The organism is Pseudoxanthomonas suwonensis, assembly GCF_010093235.1.
GTDB lineage: Bacteria > Pseudomonadota > Gammaproteobacteria > Xanthomonadales > Xanthomonadaceae > Pseudoxanthomonas > Pseudoxanthomonas suwonensis.
In genome coordinates this window covers 77,549-98,499 of sequence record NZ_PDWP01000013.1, presented here as the reverse complement: position 1 = coordinate 98,499, position 20,951 = coordinate 77,549, and the positions used below count along the sequence as shown (strand labels likewise).

The 20,951-nt window shown below is 69.5% G+C and carries 19 protein-coding genes; 16 read left to right on the top strand and 3 right to left on the bottom strand.

Annotated features, from left to right (window positions below; translation table 11 throughout):
- Nucleotides 1–62 precede the first annotated feature (62 nt).
- The 6 genes from CSC68_RS08125 (at nt 63) to CSC68_RS08100 (ending at nt 3,009) form a co-directional block, all read left to right on the top strand.
- Complete coding sequence (locus CSC68_RS08125) at nt 63–608, top strand: hypothetical protein (RefSeq protein ID WP_162203060.1); 546 nt, start codon at nt 63–65, stop codon at nt 606–608.
- A gap of 182 nt (nt 609–790) precedes the next feature.
- Nucleotides 791–1,054, top strand: coding sequence for a hypothetical protein (locus CSC68_RS08120; RefSeq protein ID WP_162203059.1), 264 nt, complete (start codon nt 791–793; stop codon nt 1,052–1,054).
- Nucleotides 1,055–1,269: 215 nt separating this feature from the next.
- On the top strand, nt 1,270–1,542 hold the full coding sequence (locus CSC68_RS08115; RefSeq protein WP_162203058.1) for a hypothetical protein: 273 nt from the start codon (nt 1,270–1,272) through the stop codon (nt 1,540–1,542).
- Nucleotides 1,543–1,689: 147 nt separating this feature from the next.
- The gene (locus tag CSC68_RS08110) at nt 1,690–2,064 is read left to right on the top strand and encodes an iron chaperone (protein WP_162203057.1); all 375 of its coding nucleotides are present in this window, start codon (nt 1,690–1,692) and stop codon (nt 2,062–2,064) included.
- Nucleotides 2,065–2,323: 259 nt separating this feature from the next.
- A complete protein-coding gene (locus tag CSC68_RS08105; RefSeq protein ID WP_162203056.1) occupies nt 2,324–2,620 on the top strand; it encodes an ArsR/SmtB family transcription factor in 297 nt (98 codons plus the stop codon).
- The gene (locus tag CSC68_RS08100) at nt 2,617–3,009 is read left to right on the top strand and encodes a VOC family protein (protein WP_246193488.1); all 393 of its coding nucleotides are present in this window, start codon (nt 2,617–2,619) and stop codon (nt 3,007–3,009) included. The genes CSC68_RS08105 and CSC68_RS08100 overlap by 4 nt, the downstream gene beginning before the upstream one ends.
- Nucleotides 3,010–3,233: 224 nt before the next feature.
- Here the strand turns inward: CSC68_RS08100 and CSC68_RS08095 are convergent, their stop codons facing one another.
- Nucleotides 3,234–3,626 (bottom strand): RidA family protein, encoded by a 393-nt coding sequence (locus CSC68_RS08095; RefSeq protein ID WP_162203055.1) that lies wholly within the window; start codon nt 3,624–3,626, stop codon nt 3,234–3,236.
- 367 nt (nt 3,627–3,993) lie between these two features.
- Entirely contained in the window at nt 3,994–5,550 is a 1,557-nt protein-coding gene (locus CSC68_RS08090) for an alpha-N-arabinofuranosidase (RefSeq protein ID WP_162203054.1), read from the bottom strand.
- A 380-nt stretch (nt 5,551–5,930) separates the two neighbouring features.
- Between CSC68_RS08090 and CSC68_RS08085 the strand changes: the two genes are divergently transcribed.
- Together CSC68_RS08085 and CSC68_RS08080 are read left to right on the top strand one after the other, a co-directional pair.
- On the top strand, nt 5,931–6,989 hold the full coding sequence (locus CSC68_RS08085; RefSeq protein ID WP_162203053.1) for an aldose epimerase family protein: 1,059 nt from the start codon (nt 5,931–5,933) through the stop codon (nt 6,987–6,989).
- 48 nt (nt 6,990–7,037) lie between these two features.
- Nucleotides 7,038–7,979 (top strand): Gfo/Idh/MocA family protein, encoded by a 942-nt coding sequence (locus CSC68_RS08080; RefSeq protein WP_211365712.1) that lies wholly within the window; start codon nt 7,038–7,040, stop codon nt 7,977–7,979.
- Nucleotides 7,980–8,356: 377 nt separating this feature from the next.
- On the opposite strand, the gene CSC68_RS08075 is transcribed toward CSC68_RS08080, so the two are convergent.
- Nucleotides 8,357–9,307: a LysR family transcriptional regulator gene (locus CSC68_RS08075; protein ID WP_162203051.1), complete on the bottom strand. Its 951-nt coding sequence runs from the start codon at nt 9,305–9,307 to the stop codon at nt 8,357–8,359.
- A gap of 157 nt (nt 9,308–9,464) precedes the next feature.
- Between CSC68_RS08075 and araD1 the strand changes: the two genes are divergently transcribed.
- The 8 genes from araD1 (at nt 9,465) to CSC68_RS08035 (ending at nt 20,777) form a co-directional block, all read left to right on the top strand.
- Nucleotides 9,465–10,466 (top strand): AraD1 family protein, encoded by a 1,002-nt coding sequence (gene araD1 / locus CSC68_RS08070; protein WP_162203050.1) that lies wholly within the window; start codon nt 9,465–9,467, stop codon nt 10,464–10,466.
- 26 nt (nt 10,467–10,492) lie between these two features.
- On the top strand, nt 10,493–11,932 hold the full coding sequence (locus CSC68_RS08065) for an aldehyde dehydrogenase family protein (protein WP_162203049.1): 1,440 nt from the start codon (nt 10,493–10,495) through the stop codon (nt 11,930–11,932).
- Nucleotides 11,933–12,028: 96 nt separating this feature from the next.
- Complete coding sequence (locus tag CSC68_RS08060; RefSeq protein WP_162203048.1) at nt 12,029–13,003, top strand: ABC transporter substrate-binding protein; 975 nt, start codon at nt 12,029–12,031, stop codon at nt 13,001–13,003.
- 61 nt (nt 13,004–13,064) lie between these two features.
- Nucleotides 13,065–14,564: a sugar ABC transporter ATP-binding protein gene (locus CSC68_RS08055; protein WP_162203047.1), complete on the top strand. Its 1,500-nt coding sequence runs from the start codon at nt 13,065–13,067 to the stop codon at nt 14,562–14,564.
- Entirely contained in the window at nt 14,561–15,649 is a 1,089-nt protein-coding gene (locus tag CSC68_RS08050; RefSeq protein ID WP_162203046.1) for an ABC transporter permease, read from the top strand. Before CSC68_RS08055 ends, CSC68_RS08050 begins: the two co-directional genes overlap by 4 nt.
- Nucleotides 15,646–16,668 carry a galactofuranose ABC transporter, permease protein YjfF gene (gene yjfF / locus CSC68_RS08045; protein ID WP_162203045.1) on the top strand — a complete coding sequence of 341 codons (1,023 nt, stop codon included), beginning with the start codon at nt 15,646–15,648 and terminating at the stop codon, nt 16,666–16,668. Before CSC68_RS08050 ends, yjfF begins: the two co-directional genes overlap by 4 nt.
- Before the next feature lie 13 nt (nt 16,669–16,681).
- Nucleotides 16,682–18,631, top strand: coding sequence for a glycoside hydrolase family 97 protein (locus tag CSC68_RS08040; RefSeq protein WP_246193487.1), 1,950 nt, complete (start codon nt 16,682–16,684; stop codon nt 18,629–18,631).
- Between the two features lie 40 nt (nt 18,632–18,671).
- Complete coding sequence (locus tag CSC68_RS08035; protein ID WP_162203043.1) at nt 18,672–20,777, top strand: glycoside hydrolase family 43 protein; 2,106 nt, start codon at nt 18,672–18,674, stop codon at nt 20,775–20,777.
- The last annotated feature ends 174 nt before the right edge of the window (nt 20,778–20,951 follow it).

The window sequence follows — 20,951 nt, the reverse complement described above, 5'->3', positions numbered from 1 at the left end:
GCGATCCAGCCAGGTCGAACCCGCTGTGCGGGGCGGGCCACGCCGGGAGTGCCTAGGCCGCCATGTATCTTGGTGACGTCATGGTCCTTCCGGCGGGGCACGACCGCGAGCAGATACGTGCGTTGCGGCAGTCCTGCGATCATGTCCTCGACATCGTCCGCCACTACCTGCCTGCGAAGTACGAACTGGGTGGTCTGCGCCGCGTGGTGATCGAGCTGGGACGTGGCAACGACGGCGTCGTCGGCCAGCCGCACGGGCCGATCGGAACGTATGCCATGCCGGGGTTCGACCTGGAGTCGTATTTCAGGCTGCCGCAGGAAACGCAGGAAGAAACCATCGCTGGATGCGTGGAGACGGCGCTGCTGGCACTTGCCGCGCGGTACGGGGCGGCGATCGGAGCGCTGGAAGCGACGATGCGCTGTGTCAGGGAGTCCGGCTTCCGGCTGGAGACGGAGCTGGGCTGCTCGAGGTGGTTCGCAGGAGAAAATTCCGGGTGGCGATCATCAGGCGCTTCGCACCGGGTGGGGTGCATGTGCGCTACGAGATCCGGGACAGGCTGGGCGCGCTGCTGGACGCAGGCGAGCTTGCGAGCGGGGCCTGGATCGTGATCGTGAGCCATGACTTCCGTAAGAGCAGGTGGAACGGGAACACGCTGGAAATCCTGGACGGCGCTGGCAGGGTGACGGCGGGCATCCCCTGTGATGCATATGCCCCGGCCCATGATGGTTCTTCCGCGCCCGGCCGGTTCGATGGATAAAGGAACATGACAGTGGTACGCAGGCTTGCATCGATGAACATGCTCACCCTGGTCTTCGCCGCTGTTACGGTCGTTGCGGCTGGCGTGCTGTTCACGTTCCCGGGAGATCCGCGTGTGTGGGGGGCGGCTACGTGGATCTTTGTGCTGGGGCTGCTGGTGCTGGCCGCGCTTGTCATTGCCAGTGGGTACCGCCTGGCCAGGCATCAGGCTGCACGGAACTGGCGCAGTATCGTCGTGCTCACGATCGGCCTGGCATGCCTGGCGCCCGTTGTCACGGCGCTGCTGTTGGCGGGATAGCGTCGCGCCGGACCGGAACGTGCCGCCGATGAGGCCGGGTCAGGGGCAAGCCTGCTACAGGCCTGTCAGGCGAAGGAGGCTGTACTGATAAGTGGAAAGGGAGTCAGCGGAAAAGCGGGGTCAAAGTGCACCTTCCCCCGGGACGGCGCTTGAGGGTTCGGGTCTGTGGGAGGAAAGTGCACTCTGAGCCCGGTTTCCCCGGCTGGAGGTGCGCCATGGACTCCGATCTGGAAGGCATGAGCCGCGAGCAGCTGGTCGCGGAAGTAGTGAAGCTGCGCAACGCGATCCGTGTGCATCGCGACGCCACGGGCCACGCGCTGTGCTGGCACCACCCGGACATGTGGAACCTGTTGCCGGAGCAGTCGGGAGTCAGGCCGGTCGTGCCGGAGTGGCCGGTGTTCCTGCGCGGCTGCATCCGCTACCGCCAGTCGCTGGACGAACAGTTGCCGGATGCGCCACGGTCGGGCGAAGAGTATTCGGGCGGGTAGCGGCAGCATCGTTGAACTACGCCCCTGTATGACTACATCGTGGTTGAGCCACACCGGTGTTCCGCACCACGGTTGAACCACACCGTCGTCCCAGCGGAGGCCGGGACGACGCGTCTTCTTGCGTTGGTTCCCCTCACTGGAGGCAGCATGGACAAGCCCGCCAAACCCACCACGGTCGAGCAGTACATCGCCGCCGCCCCGTCGCTGGCCCAGGACCGGCTGCGGGAGATGCGCCAGTGCCTGCACGAGGCGGCGCCGGAGGCGGAGGAGTCGCTGAAGTGGGGCAAGCCCGCCTTCAGCCTCGGCACCGTGCTTTTCGTCTATTCCGCCCACAAACAGCACATCAGCCTGCATCCGGCGATCGGCGCGGTGGCTCATTTCGCGCCCGAGCTGGCTGGCCATGTCACCTCCGGCAACACCATCCAGTTCCCCCTCGACCAGCCGCTGCCGCTGGCGCTGATCCGACGCATCGCCAACTTCCGCGTCCGGGAAGTGGTGGAGCAAGGGATAGGTTGGAAATAACCAAAACCGGGGTCAGAGTGCACTTTTGATCCAAGTCTGATACCGGACAGATCCAAAGTCCTACCCAAGAAGACTGCACGCCACGCACGCACGGCTTCGTTTCCGGGGTTGTGTTTCAACGGCGCATGTCGTGCCGACGGCCGGGGTGCGGTACGGACTTTGGCGCCGTCCCGGGTCAGGATCGCCTGAAAAGTGCACTCCGACCCCGGTTGTGTGCTGCTCCTTGACATGCAAGTAGTGACTTGCCTATTGTCGGCCCATGGTGGATGTATTCGACGCGCTTTCCGCAGAAGTGCGGCGGCTGATCCTCGACGAACTGAGCCAGCGGGACGGGCAGGCGCTCTACGAACTGTGCGCGCGGCTGGCGATGAAGCACGACCTGGCGTTGAGCCGCCAGGCGATCTCGCAGCACCTGGAGGTGCTGGAGGCGGCAGGCCTGGTCAGGAGTTCACGCGAGGGCCGCAGCAAGTTCCACTTCATCGACACCCGGCCCCTGGAGCAGGCGCTGAAGCGATGGAGGAAACCCGGCAGATCGACCAAGGAGAAGACGAAGTGAGCATCAGCATCGGCTTGACCAGCGTGCTCGTCGACGAGCAGGCGAAGGCGCTGGCGTTCTATACGGACATCCTCGGCTTCCAGAAGAAGCAGGACGTGCCCATGGGCCCGCATCGCTGGCTGACCGTCGTGTCGCCACGGGATCCGGAGGGCGTGGAGCTGGTGCTGGAGCCCGACGCACATCCGGCCGCGCGACCTTTCAAGGAAGCGCTGGTGGCCGACGGCATCCCGTACACCTCCTTCATGGTCGATGACGTCAACCGCGAGTACGAGCGTCTGGTCGCCGCCGGCGTGCGCTTCACCCAACCGCCGGTAGACCTGGGTCCGGTCACGATCGCCGTCCTGGACGACACCTGCGGCAACCTGATCCAGCTCATGCACAAAACCTGAAACCGGGGTCAGAGTGCACTTTTCGGGTTTTGCCTACACCGTCGTGACGGTATTCCCGGCATGCGTAGCCTGGATAAGCGAAGCGCACCGGGTAGCGGGCGCTTCGGGCGCATGCGCGTACCTGGGCCTTGCCTCCGAAGCCCAACCCCCGTGTTTCGACGGCCCAGGCATCGTTGCGCTCCGCGGTGCGGGCGCGCGGCCTTATCCGGACTACGCCAGCGCGATCATTCCGGGATCCGCGCCACCACCTTGATCTCGAAGTCAAACCCGGCCAGCCAGTTGACGCCGACGGCGGTCCAGGCCGGGTAGGGCGCCTGCGGGAACACCTCGTCCTTGACCTTCAGCACGGTCTCGAACTGCTGCTGCGGGTCGGTATGGAAGGTGGTGACTTCGATGATGTCGTCGAGGGTGCAACCTCCGGCCTTCAGCACGGCCTGCAAATTGTCGAAGGCGCGGCGGACCTGGGCCTCGAAGTCCGGCTCGGGAGAACCGTCGTCACGGCTGCCGACCTGGCCGGAGACGAACAGCAGGCCGTTGCTGCGCACGGCGGGGGAATAGCGGTGCAGCTCGTACAGGGCACGGCGGCCCTCGGGGAAGACGACGTCACGGGTGCTCATGGGGGACTCCGGTCCGGGCCGGGATGGCCCGCTGGGAGCCGTCACTGTAGGCAGCGGGACCGTGTCGATATACCGGTCGCTGCCGGCATCACTATTTGCCCGCTCCGAACAATCCGGGATCGCCCGTAACTGGGGTAACCGGCGCGCACCCGGGGGCCGGGTGTCCAAGGCAGGTTCGTGACATCAAGCCGGCGGAGCCACGGATGCGGTTTCCGGCCTTGTCCGGGCCATGCATCACCTGGCGCTTCAATGACGCGGGGCGGTGGCGACGACGCAATGCCGTCGCGCGCGGCGCAGGAGTGCAAGCGTTTTGAACGCACCGGGGTCAGAGTTCCCTGAAAAGTGCACTCTGACCCCGGTTTTCGCGTCACTCGAGGCGCAGGACCACCAGGGACCTGGCCGGCAGGTCCACCTCGAGGGTGCTGCCGGTGATGCGGGCGCCGTTGAAGGTCGCGGGCTTCACCACCTCGGGCTGGTCGAAGGTGTTGTGCGCCGTGATCGCGCTGGCGGTCAGCACGCGGCCGGAGACCGAACGGGCCTGCAGGCCGCTGACACTGGCAGAGACGGTGGTGGCCCTGTTCGCGTCGAGGTTGCTCAGGGCGATATAGACGTGGCCGTCCTTCGCCCGCACCGCCGAACCGTGCACGCCGGGAATGGCGATCTCGCCGTGGCGGTACTGCGGAGCCTTCAACTCCAGCGGCAGATGGGTCGCGTCCTGCCACGGCCTGTACATCTCGAAGGCGTGGTAGGTGGGCGTCAGCACCATCTTCGAGTCCTCGGTGAGGATCATGGCCTGCAGCACGTTCACCATCTGCGCGATGTTGGCCATCTTCACCCGGTGCGCGTACCTGCTCATCGCATCGAAGTGGATCGCGGCCACCAGCGCGTCGCGCAGGGTGTTCTGCTGCTGGAGGAAGCCCGGATTGGTGCCGGGGTAGGCCTCGTACCAGGTGCCCCACTCGTCGAGGTAAAGCGCGACCTTGTTCTCCGGGTCGTACTTGTCCATCACCTCGATGTGCCTGCGCAGCAGCTCGTCGACCTTCAGCGCGCTTTCCAGGGTCTGGATCCAGGCGGCCTCGTCGAACTCGAAGCTGGAGGCGCGCGGCGGCCAGCCACCGGGCACGGTGTAGTAATGCACCGACAGCGCATCCATGTGCTTGCCGGCGATCCTCATCATCACCTCGGTCCAGTTGTAGTCGTCGCCGTTGGCGCCGGCGGCCACCTTGGTGACGGTCTGGCCGGCGGGCACCTTGACGAAGGTCTGGAACTGGCGATGCAGGTTGGCCGCATGCTCGGGCGTCATGTTGCCGCCGCAGCCCCACATCTCGTTGCCGATGCCGAAGAACGGCACCTTCCACGGCTTGTCGCGGCCATTGGCGCGGCGCTCCTCGGCCAGCGAGGAGCCCTTCTCGTAGGTCATGTACTCGACCCACTCGGCCATCTCGCGCGGCGAGCCGCTGCCGGTGTTGCCGGAGACGTAGGCATCGGTGCCAAGGAGCTCGGCGAAGTCCATGAACTCGTGGGTGCCGAAGCTGTTGGGCTCCTCGACGCCGCCCCAGTGGGTGTTGATCTTGATCCGGCGCTTTTCGCGCGGTCCGATGCCGTCGCGCCAGTAGTACTCGTCGGCGAAGCAGCCGCCCGGCCAGCGCACCACCGGCACCTGCAGTTTCTTCAGCGCGGCCAGCACGTCGTTGCGGTACCCACGGGTGTTGGGGATTTTCGAGTCCTCGCCGACCCAGATGCCGCCGTAGATGCCGTAGCCCAGGTGCTCGGCGAACTGGCCGAAGATGTAGCGGCTGACGGTCTCGCCGGGCTGGTCCGCGCGCAGGGTGGCGCTGGCCTGGGCCGGCGCCTGGGCGGAGGCGCTGCCGGCAAACAGCAGCGCGGTGGCCAGGGCCAGCCGGGTCAACGGGTTCTTCAGCATCGGTCTTGCCTCGCTTCTCGATGGACGGTCGGGACGCACCGGACATCGGCGGCCCGGAGGGCTGCCAGTCCACGTGCGCAGGGCGCCTGCGGCCAGGGCGGCAGGCGTGCGGCGGCAACGCGGACGACGCACAGGCGATGGGCGCGGCGTCGGTGGGAGTCCGGGTGCAGGCGGTCTGGAGGATAGTCAGGCCTGCGATAGCCTGCCAATGATTTTGTGCCCCGGACCCATCCCCGAACTGGCATGGGACCCGCCCCGGCGTGGCGCCGAGCCATTCCGAAACACGCGTCCGGTATGCCTTCGGCGGCATTGGTCGCGGCTGGAGCCGGCCGCTATCCTGCGCGCGGCCGGATCCTGGCCGGCACGACAAGGGAAGGCGGATGGCGCAGGTGCGGCCCTTCGGCAAACTCGATGACGGCAGGGCGGTGCATGCGCACGCGCTGGATGGCGGCGGTCCGCTGCGTGCCGAGGTGCTGGACCTGGGCGGCATCCTGGCGCGGCTGTGGTTCGAAGGGCACGGCGGTCCGGTGCCGTTGGTGCTGGGTCTGGCCGATGCCCGGGCGTACTTCGCCGATCCGTCCTACCTGGGCATCGTGGTCGGCCGTTTCGGCAACCGGATCGGCGGCGCCGCGTTCGCGCTCGACGGCCGCACGCATCACCTGAGCGCCAACGAGGGGCGCAACCACCTCCACGGCGGCATGCTCGGCTTCGGCCGGCGGCTGTGGCAGGTCAGGGCGCACGGCGGGAATCGGCTGGAACTGCGCTACCACTCGCCGGACGGCGAGGAGGGCTATCCCGGCAATCTCGACATGCGCGCCATCTACAGCATCGATGGCGCGCGCCTGCGCCTGGAGCTGGAAGCCTGCTGCGACTCGGCCACGCCATTCAATCCCACCCATCATCCGTACTGGAACCTGGCAGGCGATCCGGCGGTGCCGGCTTCGGCGCAGTGGCTGAAATCGCCGACCCGCGGCTTCCTGCCGGTGGATGGCGAGCTGATCCCGCTGGGCGAGGTCGCCGATGCCGTGGGCACGCCGTTCGATTTCCGCGCCGCCCGCGTGCTCGACGCCGCTGCCGCCGCCGGCCACCCGCAGCTCGACGTGGCCGGCGGATACGACCATTGCCTGGTGCTGGAAGAGGGGGCGACCACCTGCGCCCTGCTGTACTCGCCGCACAGCGGCATCGCCATGCGCATCGACTGCGACGCACCGGCGCTGCAGCTGTACGACGGGCATGCACTGGATCGCCAGCATCCGGGCCTGGGCCGCGGCCTGTGCCTGGAGCCGCAGGGCTATCCGGACGCGCCCAACCGGCCGGGCTTCCCCGATGCGATCCTGCGCCCGGGCGAGGTCTTTCGCCGCGTCATCGAATACCGCTTTGCCGCGCCCGGTCCCGGGCGCGAGTGGAGCGAAGTGGAAGCGGCGCTGGCCGCCGCCTGATCCGCCCGCACATACCCGACCCGCGCCGGCCACGCCCGCGCCCGATCCATGGAGACAGCCCACGTGCCCAGCATCAACCTCGCCATCGTCGGTGTCGGCAAGATCGTGCGCGACCAGCACCTGCCGGCGGTGGCAGGCAACGACGACTTCCGCCTGGTCGCCGCGGCCAGCCGCAACGGCAAGGTCGATGGCATCGCCAACTTCGGCACGATCGAGGAGATGCTGGAGGCGGTGCCGGAGATCGAGGCGGTCTCGCTGTGCATGCCGCCGCAGTACCGCTACGCGGCCGCGGTGAAGGCGCTGGCCGCCGGCAAGCACGTTTTCCTGGAAAAGCCTCCGGGTGCCACACTGTCCGAGGTCGAGGACCTGGCCGCGCAGGCGCGTGCCAGGGGGGTGACGCTGTTCGCCAGCTGGCATTCGCGGCATGCGCCGGCGGTGGAGGCGGCGCGCGCGTTCCTGGCCGGCACCACCGTGCGTTCGATGCGGGTGACCTGGAAGGAGGACGTGCGCCACTGGCATCCGGGCCAGGCCTGGATCTGGGAGCCGGGCGGGCTGGGCGTGTTCGATCCGGGCATCAATGCGCTGTCCATCGTCACCCGGATCCTGCCGCGGCCGGTGTTCGCCATCGAGGCCACGCTGGAATTCCCGGGAAACCGCGCCGCGCCGATCGCCGCCTCGATCCAGTTCACCGATGCGCAGGGCCTGGACCTGCAGGCCGAGTTCGACTGGCGCCAGACCGGGCCGCAGAGCTGGGACATCGAGGCACGGACCGATGCCGGGACGATGCTGCTGTCGCATGGCGGTTCGCGCCTGGCGGTGGAAGGCGCGGTGGTGCATGCGGGGCCCGAGCAGGAATACCCGGAGCTTTACCGCCACTTCGCCCGGCTGATCCGTGCCGGCGAGTCGGACGTGGACCTGGCCCCGCTGCGGCATGTGGCCGACGCCTTCATGCTTGGCCGCCGGGTGGTGGTGGAGCCGTTCCACGATTGAGCCGGTTGTTTTCCCCTCTCCCGTCGGGAGGCGGGCAGGGGAGAGGGCCGGGCGCCCAGGCTGTGTGCGCACGCCTGACGCGCTCTTCCCCTGGCAGGAGGAGGGCAAGCGATCGCCAGTTCGTAGCCCGGGCGAGCGAAGCGCACCCGGGGCCTGCGCGTGGTCGGGCGGCCCACCCGGATGCGGCCTTCGGCCTTGTCCGGGCTACGTTTCCTGGAGCCGTCGCGCGGCGCAGGCCAGGACCCAGGGGCTTGGCTTTGGGCTGCGCATCGGATCCCGGGATGCAGCCGGTCGAGCAGCAACGCCGGATGCCCCCTCTGCTGCGTCACAGGCCCTATTGCGGGCTGCGGGCCCTCCCAGCCGCGTGCGAGAGGGCCCTAAAGCGGCTTCCCGTAAACCTCGGCCGCGGTCTCCTGCAAGGCCTGCAGCACCGTGCGCGCGCCCGGCGACAGCAGCCAGTCGGTGCGGGTGATGATGCCGAACGAGTCCATCTGGCAGGACAGCTGCACCGGCAGGATCCTCACCATGCCGTGGTCGGCGTAATGCCGGGCGACGTCCACCGGGACCACCGCCAGGTAGTCGCTTTCCTGCAGCATCTTGGCGATGAACACCAGGGCGGTGGTGGACAGCACCTGGCGCGGCGGCTGCAGCCCGGCGCTGCGGAACATCAGCTCGAAGCGGTGGCGCAGCACGCTGCCTTCCGGCGGCACGATCCAGCTGGCACGCGCCAGGGTGGACAGGTCCGGACGCTCGGTGGCGAGGATCGGGTGCCCGGGGCGGACGATCGCGCAGATCTCCTCCTGGGCCAGGGCCTGGTACTGCAGGTGGGTCTTGTCGTGCTGCTCGAACAGGCGCGCGACCAGGAAATCCAGGCGGTTCTGCTGCAGCCGCTCCAGCAGCACGTCGCTGCTCTCCACCAGCAGCGATACCCGCAGCTCCGGCGCCTCGCGCGCCACACGCGCCAGCGTCGCCGGCAGCAGGCTCATCGCCGGGCCGGCGATCGCGCCGATGGCCACGCTGCCGGCCCAGCCCCCGCGCAGCGCCTCGATCTCCGCGCCGGCCTCGCCCAGGCTGGCCAGGGCGATGCGGGCGTGGCGGATCATCGTCTCGCCATACCAGGTCGGACGCATGCCGCGCGGCAGGCGCTCGAACAGCGACACCCCCAGCATGTCCTCCAGGTCCTTCAGGAGCTTGGATGCGGCCGGCTGCGACATGGCCAGGGTCTCGGCGGCCCGGTGGATGTTGCCTTCCTCGTCGATCGCGATCAGCAGCATCAGCTGCCGGGTCTTGAGGCGGGCGCGGACGAACCACGGCACGTTCTGCGGCACGTATGACACTCCTGTCTATACGAATGTTTATATATGTTATGCATGAATTTGCATTGGATGCATATGCATCCAGCCGGCAGAATCGACGGTGGCATGCGCACAGGCTCCCGTCTCTCCCGGAAGCGGCATGCCACCCCATCCACGACGAGGGCGGCCGATGCGACTGATCCAGCTGCGGGACGAGGGCGGTGACATCCGCGTCGGCGTGGTCGAAGGCGAGGCGGTGCGCATGCTGGACGGCGTGGACTCGACCTGGGCCCTGGCCAACGCCGCGATCGCCGCCGGATGCAGCCTGGAGGCACAGGCGGCCGCCACCGCCGGCACCGCCACGCTCGACTACGCGCAGCTGCTGCGCGACGGCCGCGTGCTGAACCCGCTGCACCATCCCGACCCGGCGCACTGCCTGGTCACCGGCACCGGCCTGACCCACCTCGGCAGCGCCGCCGCGCGCGACGCCATGCACCAGAAACTGCAGCAGCAGGCCGAGGACGGCACCCTGACCGACTCCATGCGCATGTTCCAGTGGGGCGTGGAGGGCGGCATCCCGGCGCCGGGCAACGTGGGCGCGCAGCCGGAGTGGTTCTACAAGGGCGACGGCCAGATCCTGGTCGCCCCGGGTGCGCCGCTGCGCTCGCCGGACTTCGCCCTGGACGGCGGCGAGGAGCCGGAGCTGGTCGGGCTGTACGTGATCGGCCCGGATGGCACCCCGCACCGCCTGGGCTTCGCCCTGGGCAACGAGTTCTCCGACCACGTCACCGAGCGCCAGAACTACCTCTACCTGGCCCATTCCAAGCTGCGCGCCTGCGCGGTGGGTCCGGAGCTGCGCACCGGCCCGCTGCCGGCCGACCTGCGTGGTACCAGCCGCCTGCGCCGCGATGGCGAGGTGGTGTGGGAGAAGCCTTTCCTCACCGGCGAGGCCAACATGTGCCACTCGCTGGAGAACCTCGAATACCACCACTTCAAGTACGCCGCGCACCGGCGCCCGGGCGACGTGCACCTGCACTTCTTCGGCACCGCGACCCTGAGCTTCGCCGACGGCGTGCGTGCGCAGCCGGGCGACGTGTTCGAGATCGCGATTCCCGAACTGGGCGCGCCGCTGGCCAATCCTCTGCAGGTCGTGCCCGGCGGATTCGCGCCCGGCGGCGTGCGCGCGCTGTGAGCGCGCCGGGCGGACAGGAGCAGCATGTGAGCGAAGCGCGTTACTCCAGCTACATCGCCGGCCAGTGGGTGGAAGGCGAGGGCAGCCACGCCGACGAGAACCCGGCCAACCTCGACATGCCGGTCGGCCATTACGGCGTGGTGGATGCGGCGACCGTGGGCCAGGCGGTGGACGCGGCCGCCGCGGCGCTGCCGGCGGGGTCGCTTGGCAATCCGCAGCAGCGCGCCGACATCCTCGACTTCGTCGGCAGCGAGATCCTCGCCCGCAAGGAGGAGCTTGGGCGGCTGCTGGCGCGCGAGGAGGGGAAGACCCTGGCCGAGAGCATCGGCGAGGCCGCCCGTGCCGGACAGATCTTCAAGTTCTTCGCCGGCGAGGCGCTGCGCATCCCCGGCGAGAAGCTGGCCTCGACCCGCCCGGGCGTGGACGTGGAGATCACCCGCGAGCCGGTGGGCACGGTGGGCATCATCGCGCCGTGGAACTTCCCGCTGGCGATCCCGGCGTGGAAGATCGCCCCGGCGCTGGCCTTCGGCAATACCGTGGTGTTCAAGCCGGCCGAGATCGTGCCTGGCTGCGCCTGGGCGCTGGCCGAGATCCTCTCGCGCGCCGGGCTGCCGGAAGGCGTGTTCAACATGGTCCTGGGCAGCGGTCGCACCGTGGGCCAGGCCCTGGTCTCGCATCCCAGGCTGGACGCACTGACCTTCACCGGCTCGGTGCCCACCGGCCGCGCCCTGCTGGAGCAGGCCGCAGGGCGGGCGCTGAAGGTGCAGATGGAGATGGGCGGCAAGAACCCGCTGGTGGTGCTGGCCGACGCCGACCTGGACAAGGCGGTGGAATGCGCGGTCAACGGCGCGTTCTTCTCCACCGGCCAGCGCTGCACCGCATCCAGCCGGCTGATCGTCGAGGCGCCGGTGTACGACGAGTTCGTGGTCAGGATGCAGGCGCGCATGGCCCAGTTGCGGGTGGGCGACCCGCTGGACCCGCAGGTGCACATCGGCCCGGTAGCGAGCCAGGCGCAGCTGGATACCGACCTGGGCTACATCCGCGCCGGGAACGAGGACGGGGCCGAACTGCTGGCCGGTGGCGGCCGGGTCGATTGCGCCACCCGCGGCCACTTCCTGGCGCCGACCCTGTTCGCCGCGCGCGCCAGCGACCGCATCTCGCGCGATGAGATCTTCGGCCCGGTGGCGGCGCTGTTGCGCGCCTCCGACTACGAGCATGCCCTGTCCCTGGCCAACGACACCGAGTTCGGCCTCTGCGCGGGCATCTGCACCACCTCGCTGAAACACGCCACCCACTTCAAGCGCCATGCCCAGGCGGGCATGGTGATGGTCAACCTGCCCACCGCCGGGGTGGATCCGCACGTGCCGTTTGGCGGGCGCAAGGCTTCAAGTTATGGTCCGCGCGAGCAGGGCCGCTACGCGGCGGAGTTCTACCCCACGGTCAAGACCGCCTATACATCGGCCTGAAGGCCACCGCGGCCACGCCTGCTGGAGGGCATGCGCGGCCCGCCGCGACCCGGGGTCGCGGCAGCGGAAACACAACGAATCGATCGGGAGGGAGCGATGAGGAAGTTCGTGTTCGGGTTGCTGGCGCTGGGCGCCATGGCACTGGCCGGCTGTTCCGGCGGTGGTGGCGAAGGCGCGGGCGGCGAGGGCCAGCCGATCACGGTCGGCTTCAGCCAGGTCGGCGCCGAGAGCGAGTGGCGCACCGCCAATACCCGCTCGGTCAAGGAAGCCCTGGCCGCGCCGGAGTTCCGCCTGCGCTTCTCCGATGCGCAGCAGAAGCAGGAGAACCAGATCAAGGCGCTGCGCTCGTTCATCGCCCAGCGCGTGGACGTGATCGCGTTCTCGCCGGTGGTCGAATCCGGCTGGGAGACCGTGCTGCGCGAGGCCAAGGCCGCCGGCATCCCGGTGGTGCTGACCGACCGCGCGGTCGATGTCTCCGACGATTCGCTGTACGCGACCTTCATCGGCTCCGATTTCGTCGAGGAAGGTCGCCGCGCCGCGCGCTGGCTGATCGGGGACAGCGAGGGCAAGGCCGGCCCGATCCGCATCGTCGAGCTGCAGGGCACGGTGGGTTCGGCCCCGGCCAACGACCGCATGCGCGGCTTCAAGGAAGTGATCGAGGGCGACAGCCGCTTCCAGATCGTGCGCTCGCAGAGCGGCGACTTCACCCGGGCCAGGGGCAAGGAAGTGATGGAGGCGTTCCTCAAGGCCGAGGCCGGGCGCATCGACGTGCTGTTCGCGCACAACGACGACATGGCCATCGGCGCGATCCAGGCCATCGAGGAAGCCGGGCTCAAGCCGGGCAGCGACATCCGCATCGTCTCCATCGACGGCGTGCGCGGCGCGTTCGAGGCGATGAAGGCCGGCAAGCTCAACGCCACGGTGGAGTGCAACCCGCTGCTGGGCGAACAGCTGGCGCAGCTGATCCGCGACGTCCACGCCGGGCGCGAGGTGCCCAAGCGGGTCGTGGTGGAGGAGGGCGTATACACCATGGACCAAGCGGCCGCCGAACTGCCGAACCGCAAGTACTGATGCCGACGGCCGGGACTTCCATGCAGCCACGCGACGGCGCCTGCCGCAGGGAGGGTGCCGCGTGAAGCCCGTGGTGCTGCGGGCTTCCGGCCTGCGCAAGCGTTTTGGCGGAACGGTGGCGCTGGACGGCGCCGGACTGGTGCTGCGCGCCGGCGAGATCCACGCGCTGATGGGGCAGAACGGCGCCGGCAAGTCCACCCTGATCAAGCTGGTCACCGGCGTGGAGCGTCCGGATGCCGGCAGCATCGAGCTGGAAGGACGCCGGGTAGCGCCCTCCACCCCGCTGGAGGCGCAGGCACTGGGCATCAGTACGGTGTACCAGGAAGTGAACCTGTGCCCGAACCTGTCGGTGGCCGAGAACCTGTTCGCCGGGCGCTATCCGAAGCGGCGCTGGACCGGTCTCATCGACTGGCCGAAGGTGCGCGCCGGCGCGCGCGAACTGCTGGCGCGGCTCGGGCTCGACATGGACGTCGACCGCAGCCTGGGCGGCTACCCGGTGGCGGTGCAGCAGATGGTGGCCATCGCCCGCGCGCTGGGCGTGCAGGCCAAAGTGCTGGTGCTGGACGAGCCGACCTCGAGCCTGGACGAGGACGAGGTTCAGGCGCTGTTCGCGGTGATGCGTCGCCTGCGCGACGAGGGCATGGCGATCCTGTTCGTCACCCACTTCCTGGACCAGGTCTACGCGGTCTCCGACCGCATCACCGTGCTGCGCAACGGCAGCCTGGTCGGCGAGTACCCGGCCGGGGAACTGCCGCAGGGCGCGCTGGTATCGGCGATGGTCGGGCGCGAGGTCGCGCTGGCCGGCGGACGAGAACCCGGTGAATCCGTGCAGGTGGGCGAGGTCGTGGTCGAGGCGCAGGGGCGGGCCCGGCGCGGCGCCCTGCATCCGGTGGACCTGCAGCTGCGTGCCGGCGAGGTACTGGGCCTGGGCGGACTGCTCGGCTCCGGGCGCACCGAGCTGGCGCGGCTGCTGTTCGGCCTGGACCGCGCCGATGCCGGGCAGCTGCGCATCGGTGGCGAGGCGGTGCAGCTCAGGCATCCGGCCGAGGCAGTGGCGCGCGGCATGGCACTGTGCCCGGAGGAGCGCAAGACCGAAGGCATCGTCGCCGGGCTGTCGGTACGCGAGAACATCGTGCTGGCGCTGCAGGCGCGGCGCGGCTGGTGGCGCGCGCTGCCGCAGGCCAGGCAGGAGCAGCTGGCACGCGAATTCGTGCAGCTGCTGGGCATCAAGACCGCCGACATCGAGACGCCCGTGGGCGCGCTGTCCGGCGGCAACCAGCAGAAGGTGGTGCTGGCGCGCTGGCTGGCGACCCAGCCGAAACTGCTGATTCTGGACGAACCGACCCGCGGCATCGATATCGCCGCCAAGCAGGAGATCATGGCCGAGGTGGTGAAGCTGGCGCGGCAGGGCATGGCGGTGCTGTTCATTTCCGCCGAGATCGAGGGGCTGACCCGGCTGGGCGACCGCCTCGCGGTGCTGCGCGGGCGGCGCCAGGCCGGCGAACTCGAGGGCGGCGCCGAGGGCGACCAGGTGCTGGACCTGATCGCGGGGCACGCATGAGCGAGGAACAGGCTCCCCTGGTGCAACCGACGCAGCCGCGGCCCGAGGCGACGGCCACGGGCCTGCGCGAGCGCCTGCTCGCCCATCCGCTGCTGTGGCCGGCCCTGGCCCTGGTCATGCTGCTGCTGGGCAATGCGCTGTTCAATCCCGGGTTCCTGGCCCTGCAGTGGCGCGACGGGCACCTGTACGGAAACCTCGTCGACATCGCCAACCGCGCGGCTCCGCTTGCGCTGGTTTCGCTGGGGATGACCCTGGTGATCGCGGTGCGCGGCCTGGACATCTCGGTGGGCGCGGTGCTGGCGATCAGCGCCACGGTCGCGGCCTGGACGATCGCGCGGATGCAGGCCGCCGGCAGCGAAGGGCTGGCGCCGCTGTTCGGCGCGATCGCCGCGGCGCTGGCGGTGGCCGCGCTGTGCGGGCTGTGGAACGGCGTGCTGGTGGTGAAGGTCGGGATGCAGCCGATCATCGCCACCCTGATCCTGATGGTGGCCGGGCGCGGCGTGGCCCAGCTCATTGGCGACGGCCAGATCCTGACCATCTACTACGCGCCGTACGCGTTCCTGGGCAAGGGCTTCCTGCTGGGCCTGCCGTTCTCGGTGTTCGTGCTGGCGGTGGTGTTCGTCGGGGTGAAGCTGCTGCTGGACCGCACCGCGCTGGGCCTGTTCGTGCGCGCCATCGGGCATAACCCCTCGGCCGCGCATGTGGCCGGCATCCGCGCCCGCGCGATTGCCCTGTCGCTGTATGTGTTCTGCAGCTTCACCGCCGGCCTGGCCGGCCTGCTGGTCAGCTCCAACGTGGCCAGCGCCGACGCCAACAACGCCGGCCAGCTGCTGGAACTGGACGCGATCCTGGCCGTGGCCCTGGGCGGCAGCGCGCTGTCGGGCGGACGCTTCAGCCTCGCAGGCAGCCTGCTGGGTGCGCTGATCATCCAGACCCTGACCACCACCATCTACGCCATCGGCGTGCCGCCGCAGGTCAACCTGGTGGTCAAGGCGCTGCTGGTGACCGCGGTCCTGCTGTTGCAGTCGCCGCAGTTCCGGGCCAAGGCGAAGGTGCTGTTCACGCGCCGGGAGGCGCGGGCATGAGCGTCGCGATGCGCGCGCCGCGCCCCGGCCACCTGCTGCGCCGCCTGCGCGACCCGGGACTTCTCTCCCTGGTGGTGACCCTGGCCCTGTTCGTGGCCATGTCCGCGGCCGGTGGCATCCTCTACGAAGGCTTCCTGTCGCCGCAGGTGTTCCTGAACCTGCTGATCGACAACGCCTTCCTGCTGATCGTCGCGGTCGGCATGACCTTCGTGATCCTCACCGGTGGCATCGACCTGTCGGTCGGCGCGGTGGTGGCGTTCACCACGGTGCTGCTGGCCAGCCTGGTGGAGAAGCACGGCTGGCACCCGCTGGCGGCGATCCCGCTGGTGCTGGCGATCGGCACCGGCTTCGGCGCACTGATGGGCGTGCTGATCGAACGCTACCGCCTGCAGCCGTTCGTGGTCACGCTCGCCGGCATGTTCCTCGCGCGCGGGGCGGCGACGCTGGTGAGCGTGGATTCGATCGGCATCAGCCATGCCTTCCACGTGGAGCTGGCGAGCATGCGCGTACCGCTGGGTGGAGGCGCCTCGTTGTCGGTGGCGGCGCTGCTGGCGATCGCGGTGGTCGTGGCAGGCGTGGTCCTCGCCGGCTCGACCCGCTTCGGGCGCACGGTGTACGCCATTGGCGGCAGCGAGCAGTCGGCGGCGCTGATGGGCCTGCCGGTGGATGCCACCCTGATCAAGGTCTACGCGCTGAGCGGCTTCTGCTCGGCACTGGCCGGCGTGGTCTACACGTTCTACATGCTCAGCGGCTACAGCCTGCACGGCATGGGCCTGGAGCTGGACGCGATCGCCGCGGTCGTCATTGGCGGCACGCTGCTGGCCGGCGGCAGCGGCTACGTGCTGGGCACGCTGTTCGGCGTGCTGGTGCTGGGCCTGATCCAGACCCTGATCGTGTTCGACGGCACCCTGAGCTCGTGGTGGACGCGCATCGCGATCGGCGTGCTGCTGCTGGCGTTCTGCCTGCTGCAGCGCCTGCTGGCGCGGCGCAGCCCCACGAGTGGAGGCGGTCATGGTTGAGATGTTCCTTCGCATGCGTGCGTTTCGAGCGCTGGCGTCACTGGCCTTGCTTGGCGCATGGCTGCCGCTGCAGGCGGCGACGCCGGCGCTGGGCGAGGTTGCCAGTCCCGACGGCAACCTGCGGGTGGAGATGGCGCTGGACGATGCCGGCCGTCCCACCTGGCGCCTGCTGCGCCAGGGGCGCGAGGTGATCGCGCCATCGCCGCTGGGCATGGTGGGAGAGGGCGCGGACCTGTCGCGTGGCCTGGCCCTCGCCGGCGTTGACCCGGTGCAGCCGGTGGTCGACGACTATGAGCTGCTGTCCGGCAAGCGCCGCCACAACCAGTACCGCGCCAACCGGCGCGTGTTCCGCTGGAAGGATAGGCAGGGGCACGAACTGGCCGTGGCCTGGCAGGTGTCGAACGATGGGGCCGCCTTCCGCTACGAGCTGGCGCGCGCCGTTCCCGGCCTGGAAACCTGGAAGCGCGATGCCGCGACCTTCCGCCTGTCGGCGGATACCCATGCCTGGCTGCAGCCGCTGGCCGAGCCCAAGACCGGCTTCGGTCGCACCAATCCCTCGTACGAGGAGTACTACCTGCAGGACGTGCCGGTCGGAACGCCGGCGCCGATGGGCCATGGCTGGGTGTTTCCGGCGCTGTTCCGCAGCGGCGGCGACTGGATCCTGCTGAGCGAGGGCAGCCTGCGACGCGGCGATGCCGGCAGCAGGCTGCTCGATGGTGCGACCCGGGGTGAGTACCTGCTCGGCTTCCCCGACGAACGCGAGGCGCTGCCGGGTGGGCCGGCACTGCCGTGGATCGACACGTTCCCGTGGCGATCGCCGTGGCGCATCGTCGCGGTGGGCGACCTGGCCACCGTGGCCGATTCCACCCTCGGCACCGACCTGGCCGACCCGCCGGTGGTGGCCGCGCCGTCGGTGCCGGGCAAGGCCTCGTGGAGCTGGCCGCTGCTGGGCGACGAATCCACCGTGTTCGAGGTGCAGAAGCAGTTCGTCGACTACGCCGCGCGCATGGGCTGGCGCTACACCCTGGTTGATGCGCTATGGGACACCCAGATCGGCGAGCCGAAGATGCGCGAACTCATCGAGTACGCGCGCGGCAAGGGCGTCTCGGTGCTGGTCTGGTACAACTCGGCCGGCGACTGGAACCAGGCGCCGCAGACCCCGCGCAGCAAGCTGCTGGACCATGCCAGCCGCGCGCGCGAGTTCGGGAAGCTGAAGGCGATGGGCGTGGCCGGCCTGAAGGTGGATTTCTTCGGCGGCGATGGCTCCTCGATGATCGCTTACTACCTGGACCTGCTGGCCGACTCGGCGCCCTATGGCTTCCAGATGAACGTCCACGGCTCGACCCTGCCGCGCGGCTGGCAGCGTACCTGGCCGCACCTGCAGACCATGGAGGCGGTGCGCGGGCTCGAGTTCGCCACTTTCGAGCAGGCCAATGCCGACCGCGTACCAGTGCATGCGGCGACCCTGCCGTTCACGCGCAACGTGTTCGATCCGATGGACTTCACCCCGCTGGCGATGGTCAGGCTCAACGACCGCGTGCAGCGTCGCACCAGCCCCGCGTTCGAACTGGCGCAGTCGGTGCTGTTCGTCTCAGGGATCCAGCATTACGCCGAGACCGCCGAGGGCATGGAGCAGGTGCCCGGCTACGTGCGCGATTTCCTCGCCGGCTTGCCGGAGGTGTGGGACGAAAGCCGTTTCCTTGACGGCTATCCCGGCCAGTACGCGGTGTTCGCGCGCCAGGGCGGCGGGCACTGGTTCGTGGGCGGCATCAATGCCGGGCCGGGGCCGCGCAAGGTCAGGCTCGACGCCGGGAGCCTCGGCGGCGGCGTGCAGAGCGGGCTCCTGATCACCGATGGCGGCGATGTGCCGGGCTTCGCCCGGCGGCGGGTGGAGTTCGCGCCCGGCAGGCCGCTGGAACTGGAGCTGCCGGCTGCCGGTGGATTCGTGTTGCAGCTGGATTGAGCGTGGCGGCGCGGATGTCGCGCCGCGCCGGAGGTGACCCATGGTGTTCGCGCGACTTCTCCTGCTGCTGCCCCTGCTGGCAGGTGGCGCCCCGGCCTTCGCTGCGACGGCCACCTGGTCCGCCGACAACGGCAATGGCACCTACACGAACCCGATCTTCTACGACGAGTTCTCCGATCCGGACATGATCCGGGTCGGCGACTGGTTCTACATGACCGGCACCACCATGCACGCGGTGCCGGGCCTGCCGGTGCTGCGTTCGCGCGACCTGGTGAACTGGGAGTTCGTGTCCTACGCCATGCCTTCGTTCCCTGAAGGGCCCGAGTACCGGCTGGAGGAAGGCAAGGACATGTACGGCCAGGGCATCTGGGCCCCGGTGCTGCGCCACCACGACGGCCGTTTCCATATCTTCGCCAACATCAACGGGCGCGGGCTGCATGTGTTCACCGCGGAGGACCCCGCGGGGCCGTGGAAGCATACGGTGATGGACCGCAACCTGCACGACCTGTCGGTGCTGTTCGACGACGACGGCCGGGTCTGGGCGGTGTTCAACTACAACGAGGTGCGGCTGGTCGAACTCAAGCCGGACCTGTCGGGCGTGGTCGAGGGCAGCGAGCGGGTGCTGATCCCGGCCGGCAATGGCATGGGCGAGGGCCACCATTTCTACAAGGTGGATGGGCGCTACTACATCATCAGCGCCAACTACGCCCCGGTCGGGCGCATGCAGGCCGCACGCGCCGACAGCCTCGACGGTCCGTGGGAGACGGTGGCGATCAGCGCCAGCGAGAGCATGGGTTTCCAGCGTGGCTGGTGGGAGGACAGCGTAGGCCAGCGCTCGCCGATCCCGGCCGACGGAGCCGCGTTCTCATCGCACAAGCCCGGCGACAACGAGCTGGGCGCGGTGCCCCTGCACCAGGGCGGCATCGTCCAGGCGCCGGACGGCAGCTGGTGGGGATTCTCGATGATGGACCTCAAGTCCATCGGCCGGACCACCTTCCTGTCGCCGGTGACCTGGCCCCAGGGCTGGCCGTACTTCGGCCTGGCGGGCAACCTCGGGCGTTCGCCGCGGACATGGGCCAGGCCGCAGGTCGGCGCCGACGTGCGGCCGCATGCGCCCTATGTGCGCGGCGACGACTTCTCCGCGGCGCAGCTGCTGCCGGTCTGGCAGTGGAACCACCAGCCGCTGGACGGCAAGTGGTCGCTGCGCGAGCGCCGCGGCTACCTGCGCCTGCATGCGCTGCCGGCCGAAGGCTTCCTGCGTGCCCGCAATACGCTGACCCAGCGGGTGGTGGGGCCGGAAGCCACGGCGACCGTGGTGCTGGATGCGTCGGGGCTGCAGCCGGGTGATCTGGCCGGGCTTGGCCTGCTGAACATGCCGGCGGCGTGGCTGGCCGTAGTGCAGGAGGATGGCCAGCGCCTGCTGCGCTGGTATTCGCAGGCCGGGGATCGCCGGGTCGAGGTGCCGCTGCCGAAGGCGCGCGTGCACCTGCGCGTGCGTGGCGACCACGACGAGGACCTGGCGTGGTTTTCCTGGAGCACCGACGGACGGCAGTTCCACGACATCGGCGAACCGGTGCGGTTGCCGTACCAGCTCAAAACCTTCCAGGGCTCCCGCTACGCGCTGTTCGCCTACAACGGCGCCGGCCGCGAGGGCGGATACGCCGACTTCGACCGCTTCGACCTGGCGGAGCCGCTGGCCGACCGCTCGCGCAATATCCCTCTTGGAAAGGTCGTGAAGCTGCGGAACCTGGGGGACGGCAGCGTGGCCACCGTGCATCCGCTGGGCGTGGTGCAGCCGGTGGCCGCCGGCGACGAGAAGGCGAGCTCGCCGGCCGCGCGTTTCCGCGTGCACGACCGCGGCAATGGCCAGGTGGCGCTGGAAGCGATGGACGGCAGCGGCTTCCTCACCGTGGTCGGCATCGGCCTGTCCGCCGACGTGCGCCTGCTGCCCGAGCATCCGGTGGACAGCCGGTTCATGTGGCAGGACCTGCTGCGAGGCCAGTTCATGCTGCTTTCGATGAAGACCCATCGCTACCTGGGCATCCTGCCCGGCAGCGGTGAACCGTATGCCGCCGACCGGCCGGGTACGCGGCCCGACCGTCGCGACGGCACGGTGCTGGCGTGGGGGGCGGTGGAAGAGCCGTAGCCGCGGCCACGGCAGGGGCGCAGCCCGGCCAGGGGCAAGGGCCAGATCCGGAGGGCTGCAGCCGCGTGCACATCCCCGGATGCGCTTCGCTTATCCGGGCTACGCGACTGGGCAACCTGCCCGGCAGCGGCGAACCCTATGCCGCCGACCGGCCGGGTACGCGCCCCGACCGTC

Bases quoted from the DNA above. Each gene is read 5' to 3' on its own strand.
- CSC68_RS08085 (WP_162203053.1), top strand. From the start codon at position 5,931: ATGGCGCAGGTGCGGCCCTTCGGCAAACTCGATGACGGCAGGGCGGTG.
- CSC68_RS08060 (WP_162203048.1), top strand. From the start codon at position 12,029: ATGAGGAAGTTCGTGTTCGGGTTGCTGGCGCTGGGCGCCATGGCACTG.
- araD1 (WP_162203050.1), top strand. From the start codon at position 9,465: ATGCGACTGATCCAGCTGCGGGACGAGGGCGGTGACATCCGCGTCGGC.
- CSC68_RS08090 (WP_162203054.1), bottom strand. From the start codon at position 5,550: ATGCTGAAGAACCCGTTGACCCGGCTGGCCCTGGCCACCGCGCTGCTG.
- CSC68_RS08035 (WP_162203043.1), top strand. From the start codon at position 18,672: ATGGTGTTCGCGCGACTTCTCCTGCTGCTGCCCCTGCTGGCAGGTGGC.
- CSC68_RS08125 (WP_162203060.1), top strand. From the start codon at position 63: ATGTATCTTGGTGACGTCATGGTCCTTCCGGCGGGGCACGACCGCGAG.
- CSC68_RS08120 (WP_162203059.1), top strand. From the start codon at position 791: ATGAACATGCTCACCCTGGTCTTCGCCGCTGTTACGGTCGTTGCGGCT.
- CSC68_RS08080 (WP_211365712.1), top strand. From the start codon at position 7,038: ATGGAGACAGCCCACGTGCCCAGCATCAACCTCGCCATCGTCGGTGTC.
- CSC68_RS08105 (WP_162203056.1), top strand. From the start codon at position 2,324: ATGGTGGATGTATTCGACGCGCTTTCCGCAGAAGTGCGGCGGCTGATC.
- CSC68_RS08115 (WP_162203058.1), top strand. From the start codon at position 1,270: ATGGACTCCGATCTGGAAGGCATGAGCCGCGAGCAGCTGGTCGCGGAA.
- CSC68_RS08040 (WP_246193487.1), top strand. From the start codon at position 16,682: ATGCGTGCGTTTCGAGCGCTGGCGTCACTGGCCTTGCTTGGCGCATGG.
- CSC68_RS08095 (WP_162203055.1), bottom strand. From the start codon at position 3,626: ATGAGCACCCGTGACGTCGTCTTCCCCGAGGGCCGCCGTGCCCTGTAC.
- yjfF (WP_162203045.1), top strand. From the start codon at position 15,646: ATGAGCGTCGCGATGCGCGCGCCGCGCCCCGGCCACCTGCTGCGCCGC.
- CSC68_RS08110 (WP_162203057.1), top strand. From the start codon at position 1,690: ATGGACAAGCCCGCCAAACCCACCACGGTCGAGCAGTACATCGCCGCC.
- CSC68_RS08050 (WP_162203046.1), top strand. From the start codon at position 14,561: ATGAGCGAGGAACAGGCTCCCCTGGTGCAACCGACGCAGCCGCGGCCC.